Annotated in this window: 10 protein-coding genes and 1 pseudogene; 5 read left to right on the forward strand and 6 right to left on the reverse strand. The window is 31.0% G+C overall.

What is annotated here, in order from left to right; all coding sequences use genetic code 11:
• Positions 1-51: 51 nt before the first annotated feature.
• Both KPL50_RS21080 and KPL50_RS21085 read right to left on the reverse strand, forming a co-directional pair.
• Positions 52-1,290 (reverse strand): DnaD domain-containing protein, encoded by a 1,239-nt coding sequence (locus KPL50_RS21080; RefSeq protein WP_216300504.1) that lies wholly within the window; start codon positions 1,288-1,290, stop codon positions 52-54.
• A 101-nt stretch (positions 1,291-1,391) separates the two neighbouring features.
• Positions 1,392-1,643, reverse strand: coding sequence for a hypothetical protein (locus tag KPL50_RS21085; RefSeq protein ID WP_216300505.1), 252 nt, complete (start codon positions 1,641-1,643; stop codon positions 1,392-1,394).
• A gap of 174 nt (positions 1,644-1,817) precedes the next feature.
• On the opposite strand from KPL50_RS21085, the gene KPL50_RS21090 reads away from it, so the two are divergent.
• Positions 1,818-2,474, forward strand: a complete 657-nt coding sequence (locus tag KPL50_RS21090; protein ID WP_216300506.1) for a hypothetical protein — start codon at positions 1,818-1,820, stop codon at positions 2,472-2,474.
• Between the two features lie 81 nt (positions 2,475-2,555).
• Here the strand turns inward: KPL50_RS21090 and KPL50_RS21095 are convergent, their stop codons facing one another.
• Positions 2,556-3,956, reverse strand: a complete 1,401-nt coding sequence (locus tag KPL50_RS21095; protein WP_216300507.1) for a hypothetical protein — start codon at positions 3,954-3,956, stop codon at positions 2,556-2,558.
• 284 nt (positions 3,957-4,240) lie between these two features.
• Here KPL50_RS21095 and KPL50_RS21100 point away from each other — a divergent pair, with 284 nt between their 5' ends.
• The 4 genes from KPL50_RS21100 to KPL50_RS21115 all read left to right on the forward strand — a co-directional run bounded on the left by KPL50_RS21100 (position 4,241) and on the right by KPL50_RS21115 (position 6,549).
• Positions 4,241-4,498 carry an ATP-binding cassette domain-containing protein gene (locus tag KPL50_RS21100; protein ID WP_375372952.1) on the forward strand — a complete coding sequence of 86 codons (258 nt, stop codon included), beginning with the start codon at positions 4,241-4,243 and terminating at the stop codon, positions 4,496-4,498.
• Positions 4,499-4,617: 119 nt separating this feature from the next.
• Positions 4,618-5,124 carry a MarR family winged helix-turn-helix transcriptional regulator gene (locus KPL50_RS21105; protein WP_216300508.1) on the forward strand — a complete coding sequence of 169 codons (507 nt, stop codon included), beginning with the start codon at positions 4,618-4,620 and terminating at the stop codon, positions 5,122-5,124.
• Positions 5,125-5,146: 22 nt separating this feature from the next.
• Positions 5,147-6,016: an SDR family oxidoreductase gene (locus tag KPL50_RS21110; RefSeq protein WP_216300509.1), complete on the forward strand. Its 870-nt coding sequence runs from the start codon at positions 5,147-5,149 to the stop codon at positions 6,014-6,016.
• 167 nt (positions 6,017-6,183) lie between these two features.
• Complete coding sequence (locus tag KPL50_RS21115) at positions 6,184-6,549, forward strand: VOC family protein (RefSeq protein WP_216300511.1); 366 nt, start codon at positions 6,184-6,186, stop codon at positions 6,547-6,549.
• Positions 6,550-6,843: 294 nt separating this feature from the next.
• Here the strand turns inward: KPL50_RS21115 and KPL50_RS21120 are convergent, their stop codons facing one another.
• The 3 genes and pseudogenes from KPL50_RS21120 to KPL50_RS21130 form a co-directional block, all read right to left on the reverse strand.
• Positions 6,844-7,533 (reverse strand): radical SAM protein, encoded by a 690-nt coding sequence (locus KPL50_RS21120; protein ID WP_216300512.1) that lies wholly within the window; start codon positions 7,531-7,533, stop codon positions 6,844-6,846.
• A 21-nt stretch (positions 7,534-7,554) separates the two neighbouring features.
• Positions 7,555-8,262, reverse strand: a complete 708-nt coding sequence (locus KPL50_RS21125; RefSeq protein WP_216300513.1) for a B3/4 domain-containing protein — start codon at positions 8,260-8,262, stop codon at positions 7,555-7,557.
• Positions 8,263-8,372: 110 nt separating this feature from the next.
• Positions 8,373-8,501, reverse strand: a pseudogene (locus tag KPL50_RS21130) (SMR family transporter); the annotation flags it as partial.
• Between the last annotated feature and the right edge of the window lie 116 nt (positions 8,502-8,617).

Consider the following 8,617-nt stretch of genomic DNA (forward strand, 5'->3'; position numbering starts at 1 on the left):
AGTTTATATTTAAATTATTCAAATAAATTTAAATTAATTTTCCTTAATAGTTTATTCTATATACTTAATACCCTTTGCACCCTCAGTATCATTATTGTCCTCAGCATCCAGATATCCTAACAACTTTTTTTCAAGGTCATCATAGTCATAGGTTCTTTGTTCAAAGTCACAGAAACTACCCTTTTTCACGCTTTGCCTTAGGCTATTTGCCCTTTTATTAGTCCATTTTTTTTGATGAATTTTTACCTCATCCCCAGTTTTTATGCCCTGACTAATCCAGCTATTGAGTATCTTGCTTATATACTTCAGGGTCTTAGCATCATAGTTTACAGCTTCCTCAATGGCCATAATAATAACATCGCAACTTACCTGAGTAGAAAAATCCAATAATTTTTGATATTCTAGTGGGGTGATAGCATGTACATTTTTCTCGAAAACTTTAATTATATTTTTAAGCCCTTCAGAATCAGTAACAGAATTATTTTCAAATTTTATTACTCCCATCTTTTTGCTTCTTACTTCTTCTTCTTTATTTATTGCTTTTTGTTTATTACTTCTTATTTCTTCTTTATTACTTCTTATTCTATTACTACCAAGCCCCTTAGTATCCCCTTGTAAGCCCCTAACAAGGGGCTTATTTATTTTAACTTGACTTGTTTTCTGGATTTTTTTCGCTTGCATCTCATCATCAATGGTTTCTGGCTGTAGCATTTCTATTTTCTTAAAAATATCCTCATGATTTTTATCAAAATTAAATTCCTCTTCAGAGCCACCATCCAAATTAAATTCTACTGGAGACTTTTCCACTTTTTCAAAGGAGGAGTCTAAAGAATCCGCTCTATCATTTGTAGGCACGTTATCAAAGGATTCTTCTATTATAAAGTTCTCAAAAATTTTCTCTACATCCAGGCCTGCTGCCTGGCATTTGTTGAATAGTATTTTAACAAATTCACTATGCTTAACCTTTTCTATTTCTCGTTGAACGCACTTTATAGCATTCTGGTTGTTAGGCACATTATATCTTATCCAATTTGTAACCATAAGCTCACGCGTGTCCTCACAATATAAGATCTTTTTATAGTCACAAAATCTTTTAATTAGTTTTTCTACAGTTTCCCGGTTATATCCCGTATCTGTCTCAATAGTTCTTTTCGATATTTCATAGATTCCGCACTGAGTTGTTTTAGTATTTGTTATAAGATATAAATAAAAATATTTTTCCTCTGGTGTGAGTTCAAGGACAAAGCTATCACTCCAAAATTCAGTATAAAGTTGTCTATATTTAGCCATTTTTTATTCCTCCCCTAAGTATTAATTATAAAAATACTATCTAGCAGTTACTATTTTCAAGCTGAGTGCTACTTCCAGCAATGAATTTAACCTATTCATCTTTACTCTATTTTAGTTTTATTGTTAACTACAGTTAACGGTGTGGGTAAAAAAATATATTCTCTATAATCTAACTTATTATCTGTACACCACTTCATTAATCCATTGAAGAACTTAAGCCCAGGGGCGTTATTTTTAACAAGAACTCGATATACATGTGCTACATCAACACCAATCGCCTTTGATAGCTTTGTATAACTACTACCAAAGCACTCTTCCAATAAATGTTGCAATGCAGATTTCTTTAAATCCATACAATCCTTCCTCCTTAAATAATTACATTATTTACAGTTAATTACATTATCTACAAACAATATATCATAATTATTAAATGCACACAATACTTTTTTTAAAACTTTGTTATGTTTTTCACTTTTATTGACTACAAACAATGTAAAATGGTATAATGATTATTAAGAGGTGATTAAATGGATGACCATAGCAATTTTAATACAGTTACATTTGCTCTATTATTAGAAAAATCCAAAGGTGATCGTTCAATTACTCAATATGCAAATAAAGTTGATGTAAGTGCAGCTCACATCTCAAGACTACTCCGAAAACTAGTAAAATCACCGCCTTCCCCTGAAACAATAAATAAATTTGCTAGTGATGCTTACAATGGAGTTACCTATAGTGAATTAATGTTTGCTGCAGGACACATAAATTATAAAACAGAAGAAAGTCCTACAAATGATGAGCGAGTAAAAATCGCAGAAAACAAGAATAAAATTTTTCAAGCTATTATTTCAGACTTATATAGCCGTGAAGTGGAGTTTAGTTTGAATAAAACTATCAATGCCCCTGCAGATTTAATGCTTGAAATGATTAACTGGAAGTATTCAAAATGGGATATTAAAATTACATCTTTCGTTAACTCCACAACACTTTATAATGTTTATGGCGAAATAGCTTGTATGGAATTGGCAGCAGATATAAAAGTATCTATAGCTGTTGGAAGTAAAATTGAATTTGACCTTTTCATAAATAAACCGCCTAAGTCCCTAAGAGCAAATCTTTATGTAATGCTGATAGACTTAAACCAAAATAAAATAATAAAAGAAGAAAAGCTCTGCCAATATTAAAATGGCTATAACTTTCCTTCTTTTTTTTGCTGCTACACTATTAATTTATCTTTATTTTTATTATTCTAATATTTTCAAAATCTATATTACCCGATCATAACAACCTCTATTTTCTCTTTCTAAAATACTTGAAACTAAGGTATGCCAACTATCTAAAACTACTACATCTTCTATATCTGATGCTGAAATCTCCTTATTACTTGTATTCTTACATACTATCTTATGGAGCTCTGCATCATAATTTCCTTGTTTATCTTTAGTGATTTTTGATAAATATGCGTTATCAAAAGAAGCGATTAACCTTTCGGCCATTGTCTTTATATCAAATTTATGAAGCTTATTTACATTACACTCCTCTACTGCTTCTAATCTTCCAATTAAGCTATTATGAGTGATAACAATTTGTTCCTTTAAACCTTCTATAAATGCCTCATAGCTGCTATGGGTATACTCTTCATAGGAACTTGCTTTATCAATTTTTGTAATTACTACTATACTTTGTTTTGCTTCTGATATAATATTTTTTAATTGTTCTAGAAACTTATCATCAACTAATTCCCCAGCGGTACCAGCAGCAATAAGTAATATTTTATATCTCTCTTTAAAATCAGATGCTATGCATTGATCTTCTGTTTTTTTATGCCCCTGTGAGTCTCTAAAAACTACTCCACTTTTAAATTTTTCAGTTAACTGCCCTTTAGCTTTTTCATCACAATTTAACACCAATATGGCCTGTTCAAAAAGCAATCTATAAGATACTATTTCATGAAATTCTTCCTTTTGTTCCTTGTATTTATTAAATGTCTTGGTAGGTATTATAGTTTTCTCTAAAATATTCTCCTCTTCTAGTGAAATTTCATGGCGGTATTCGTAAAAATTATCTATCTTTAACTGCGAATATATTATATCATCAAGTAATTTATTTAACTCTTCATTGGCTACATTATTATCTACATATTCATGAATGATATACTCATCCGTAAAATTTAGTTGCAAGTCTTTTGCGATTTTTTGAAATCTTCCAAGTAATTTAATAGTCCTAAATAGATTATATGCACCTTGTAATAAATCGCTATTAATTTTAATTTCCTTCACCTTATTTTTCACTCCTGCTTTATTAGCTACATCTGTAATATCTTTTTTTATATTGAATTTATATTCTGAATCTATACTCAAAGATACTAAAATTAAGTCTCTAATTATATCATTCTTAGCTCTGGCCTTTAAAAAAAGCCGATTCTTTGTATTTTCAAGAATGGCTATATCCGTTTGAATTATTGTGTTATTTCCTGAAGATGTAATAGTCTTGCTTAATATTTTTTTCCCTTCTTCATCTACAAATTGCTGGCAGAAAGTAGTTTTTCCAGCACCTGTAGCTCCTACCAAATCAATAATGATGGGGTCCTTAGATTTAAATACTAGTTTATAGAAATCTATAATATCACTGTTTTGATTAGAACTACATAAATCCTCATACTTCATTATATTTCCCCCTGTCTAATACATTTCTAAATAGTATATAATAGCCCATATTATTTCATAATATTTGATTTAATGTAATTATATTCTACGTAAATTTTATTTTTCCTTTATTTCGAAATAAAATTTAACATGTATTTGAACAATAAATCATCTCATAGCATTGATCGGAATAAATCATATTCAAATAAACCTTACAATGAATGTAAGTGGAATATCATGTCACTATAATGTAAAATGAACTTGTAAATTAGGAATAAATCAAATGAAATGAGAGGTATCTATTTATGAATTATACAGAAAAATTATTAGAAGTCAGGGTCTTACACAAGTCTTATGAAAAAGGTAGTATTCCCACAAAAGCGTTAAAGGGTATTACTTTTGACGTCCTTCCTGGAGAATATTTAGGAATTATGGGAGCCAGTGGTTCAGGGAAGACAACACTATTGAATTGCATTGCTACGATTATGAAGCCAACATCCGGTCAGATTTTGCTTTCTGGAACAAATATCAGTGCTTTTGGCTGTAATGAATTAGTGGCTTGAGTAACTTTGAAGGAAGGTGTTTTTTAATATTACAGAAAATATATACTTAGTTATGTTTATGAAATAAATGTTTACAAATGTAGTAAGGAGGCTTACTATGTAAATAAGGAGGTTTTATTATGGAGGGTTTTAAATTTAGTCTTAGGGATATACCAAAACGAGAGATTTTAAATAAATTTTCTAACCGATTTTCAGGTATAAATGTAGATGCAGTTGAAGGTTGTATCGCACTTCTCAGAACGGCTTCTGATATATCAAAAATACTTGATGAACATTTTTCTAAATATGATATTTCGGAAGGAAAATTTACAATTTTAATGCTTTTATATCGCCAGAGTGATTATCAATTATCTCCAATATGCCTTAGCAAAAAGGCTGAAGTTACTAAGGGAACAATGACAGGGTTAATAGCTGGCCTTGAAAATCAAGGTTTCATAGAGAAAATTCCAAGCCCTAGTGATCAGAGAAGTTATTTAGTCCGTCTAAGCTCAAAAGGATTATGTATATTGGAGGAGATTTTGCCTATACACTACAATATAATTGCTAAGCTAATGTCTGGACTTGAGGATGATCAATTGAAGGAATTAACCTCTTTACTTAATTTTTTATCAAAGAATTTACTTTAATATAGAAAGGTGAGATATTATTATGATACTTATAACTGGAGCAAATGGGCAAACTGGTCGTGCAATAATTAAAGCTTTATTATCTAAAGGTGAGAGGATTAGGGCTTTCGTTTATACAACCGAACAAATTCAGAAAATTAAATCCTTAGGCGAGATGGAAGTAGTTGTAGGAGATATGATGGATCAAAAGGCTGTTGATGAAGCATTTATCGGAATTAGTACAGTTTATCACATATGTTCTGCTGTAAATCCCCACGAAGTTGAGATAGGACAAATGGCAATAAACGCTGCTCGCAAGGCCAAAGTAGAGCATTTCGTATACCATTCAGTATTGCATTCGGTACTTCAAGATATGCCACATCATCAGAAAAAACTCATGGTTGAGGAGCTTCTGGTGAATTCAGGAATCCCATATACTATTATTCAACCAGCAGTATTTATGCAGAATATACTAGAGTCTTGGAAGTCACTTAGTGAAAAAGGTATATTTCAACAGAAGTTTTTTACTTCATCAGAAACTCGCATGTGTTTGCTTGACTTGAAAGACTTAGCTGAGGCTGTTTCTATAATTCTCACAAATCCTGGTTATACGGGAGCCACATATGAACTTTGCGGACCTGAAAATTTATCTTTGTCGGATATGCTGGCAGCTATGGAACAGCATTTTGGCCGCGAAATCAAAGTTGAAACGCCTCAGGACGAAATGTTTGCAGCACAATTAAAAAAGCATGGAGTAGGGGACTATCAAGTTAGTACGTTATTAAAGATGTTTAAGCATTATAATGAACATGGATTTGTCGGCAATCCAAATGTTTTAACTTGGATATTAGGACGAAAACCAAATGATTTTTCATCCTTTATTCTTAGAACAATACAAAGCCAAAGATCATAGTTGTCAATTATAACTAAATAAATATTGAAATAAGCGTAAAATTATATAGTTTTATGTAACAAATTCCTACATTTTTAACCTTGTATAATATTTGTGAGAATTATTTTAAAGGGTTCGCAATTTGTTTTTACACTATAATAATGTTGTATATTTTGGGAGGTGGTTTTATGAGATTTTGTTGGAGTACCCTAAACGTAAAGAACTTGGAGGAATCAATCAAGTTTTATACAGACGTCATAGGGCTTGAGGTGGTAAGCAAATTTAACGCAGGGCCTGAAGTGGAGATTGCATTTTTAGGCAAAGGAGAAACAAAAATTGAGCTCATTTGCGACGGTGAGAGCAGGGATACAGTTGTCGGCAATGATATTTCTTGGGGATTTGAAGTCGAGTCTCTTGATAAGGCACTTGTTTTGGTTAAAGAAAAAGATATCAATGTTGACAGCGGGCCGACCCAGCCTAACCCGCATGTTAGATATTTCTTTATAAAGGATCCAAACGGTATGAGAATACAGTTGGTGGAGAATATTGCATAAAATAAAGGGTAATAAAAAGCTCCACTTATTTCCTGACTATGCAGTAAAAGATGGTAGGCACAAATTTAGTGTTTGCCATTTTTATTATAATTGAAAGACATTGCAAAATAAGAGTTTATAACTTCTCTGAAACAAGAGGTCAAGAGTTTATAAAATGGAGGTTAATAATGCATTTGAAAGCATTTTGGTAACTTTCTCGAAGTGCATATTTTTTAATCCATCTTTAATAACGATATCTTCCATGAACCTATCCTCACTTGTTATATAATAAAGGAATATTATTTATTAACATTATTAAATATTTAGTAATGCATTTGAAATTTCCTCAAATCTTTCATCTGTTATACCAAGTTTTTTCTTAAATTTTTCATCGTCCATTCTTACAATAATTATCTTATCGGGAGATATTTCCTTAATAATATCTTTTGTCTTCATAATTGATTCTTCATCATCGTTATAGCCCTTAATGATAGTAATTTCAAATATAAATTTCCCTTTGTATTGCTTATTAAAAGAAACCATATTTGAAATATGCTCCTTCATTGTATATCCGTTAATTGGTCTTTGAATTTTTTGAAAATGTTCTTCAGATATTACTTTTAGTTCACCAATGACTTCATCACACATATTGGCAATTTTAATATATTCATCCCTACCCAGTAGGTATCCATTTGAAAGCAATCTTACAGATAATCCCTTATCTTTAATTAAATTAATAACATTAACAATTTTATCATTTACTAAAGCTTCACCTTTAGAGTTAATAAAGACTAAGTCTACATTACTATTTTCTAAGATACTTTCTAGTTCTCTTAATGAATTCTCCATTTCATCAAAGGACTGTGGCGTATCTATTTTATTGTTTGACCTTCCAATTGGACAGAATATGCAATCGAAGTTGCAATATTTCTCTGGTAGAATATTAACTTCAAGAACCCTTAGGCCATCCTCTAAATAAACATCCTTGTAATTGAAAATACTCATTTATCATCCCTCCAAACTAAATTAATCAATTGATATCTTCTTATTATTAATATCTAAAATTGAAATTTGAGTTGTTCCTCCTAAATCGTTTTGTACTGTTTTTGCCAGTTCTTTTAAGGCATTGTCAAATTCCATATATCTTTTTTCATCCGCCAATTCAATACATAAAAAAGCATTCTTTGTATTTTCAGTAAGCATTGTTCTTACTGCTTCACGCCAATTCCAACACCTGCAAATTGCTCCTTCATTATCTTTATATACTATTTCACCTTCATATGGTGGAGCATTTTCATCCGTTCCTAATGTAACAAAATCTTCATTTCCAACTGCTTTAGTTAATTTTATATCCCCAACAAATGTATCGATATCCTCACCACCGCAGGGCAATGCATATCTTAATGAAATACAGTTGTAGATATCAACTAGTGGATTAATAGTCCCTAAATGGTTTCCATTATGCACTCGCTTTAGTAATGCCTCAATCGATGACCTTGCACCTTTCTTCGTTTTAAATTTTTGAAACGCCTCTCTCCATACTTTTATAACTTCGTTACTGCTGAATTCTGCATTCTTCAAATGTTTTAAGGCTTCCTTTTCTGAATTATAAATCATATCCTTATATTGTTCTTCATCTTTTATAGAGTTATCTATGCCGTGACAAATAACAACTCCTATCCGTGCATTGGGAAATAGGCTCCAAAAATCATCTTCAATAACAAACCTTTTCATTGAAATTCCTCCTTCATATTAAAATGAGATAGCTACATATTTTACCCTTATTACTTCTCTTTCGGTAATATTATACTTATTTTTTGCTATTTCTAAACTATATACGATTATTAGTCTATTGATATTAATTTTAGACCAACGATTCCAATAACTATAAATACAATACAAATCATACGCATCACATTAAACGGTTCTTTAAATAAAATAATACCTAAGACTACAGTACCAACAGTTCCTATACTGAATCTATGTCAATATCTTAGACACAAAAAGTTGAACTTTTTATGCGGTTGTCCTAGCTAAATCTTCACATTTTTGAGGGGATATATAACCGATGCTACTGTGTATTCTTTTT

Source organism: Clostridium sp. CF012, assembly GCF_018861755.1.
Lineage (GTDB): Bacteria > Bacillota > Clostridia > Clostridiales > Clostridiaceae > Clostridium_AD.

Bases quoted from the DNA above. Each gene is read 5' to 3' on its own strand.
- KPL50_RS21085 (WP_216300505.1), bottom strand. From the start codon at position 1,643: ATGGATTTAAAGAAATCTGCATTGCAACATTTATTGGAAGAGTGCTTT.
- KPL50_RS21120 (WP_216300512.1), bottom strand. From the start codon at position 7,533: ATGAGTATTTTCAATTACAAGGATGTTTATTTAGAGGATGGCCTAAGG.
- KPL50_RS21110 (WP_216300509.1), top strand. From the start codon at position 5,147: ATGATACTTATAACTGGAGCAAATGGGCAAACTGGTCGTGCAATAATT.
- KPL50_RS21115 (WP_216300511.1), top strand. From the start codon at position 6,184: ATGAGATTTTGTTGGAGTACCCTAAACGTAAAGAACTTGGAGGAATCA.
- KPL50_RS21080 (WP_216300504.1), bottom strand. From the start codon at position 1,290: ATGGCTAAATATAGACAACTTTATACTGAATTTTGGAGTGATAGCTTT.
- KPL50_RS21095 (WP_216300507.1), bottom strand. From the start codon at position 3,956: ATGAAGTATGAGGATTTATGTAGTTCTAATCAAAACAGTGATATTATA.
- KPL50_RS21090 (WP_216300506.1), top strand. From the start codon at position 1,818: ATGGATGACCATAGCAATTTTAATACAGTTACATTTGCTCTATTATTA.
- KPL50_RS21125 (WP_216300513.1), bottom strand. From the start codon at position 8,262: ATGAAAAGGTTTGTTATTGAAGATGATTTTTGGAGCCTATTTCCCAAT.
- KPL50_RS21105 (WP_216300508.1), top strand. From the start codon at position 4,618: ATGGAGGGTTTTAAATTTAGTCTTAGGGATATACCAAAACGAGAGATT.
- KPL50_RS21100 (WP_375372952.1), top strand. From the start codon at position 4,241: ATGAATTATACAGAAAAATTATTAGAAGTCAGGGTCTTACACAAGTCT.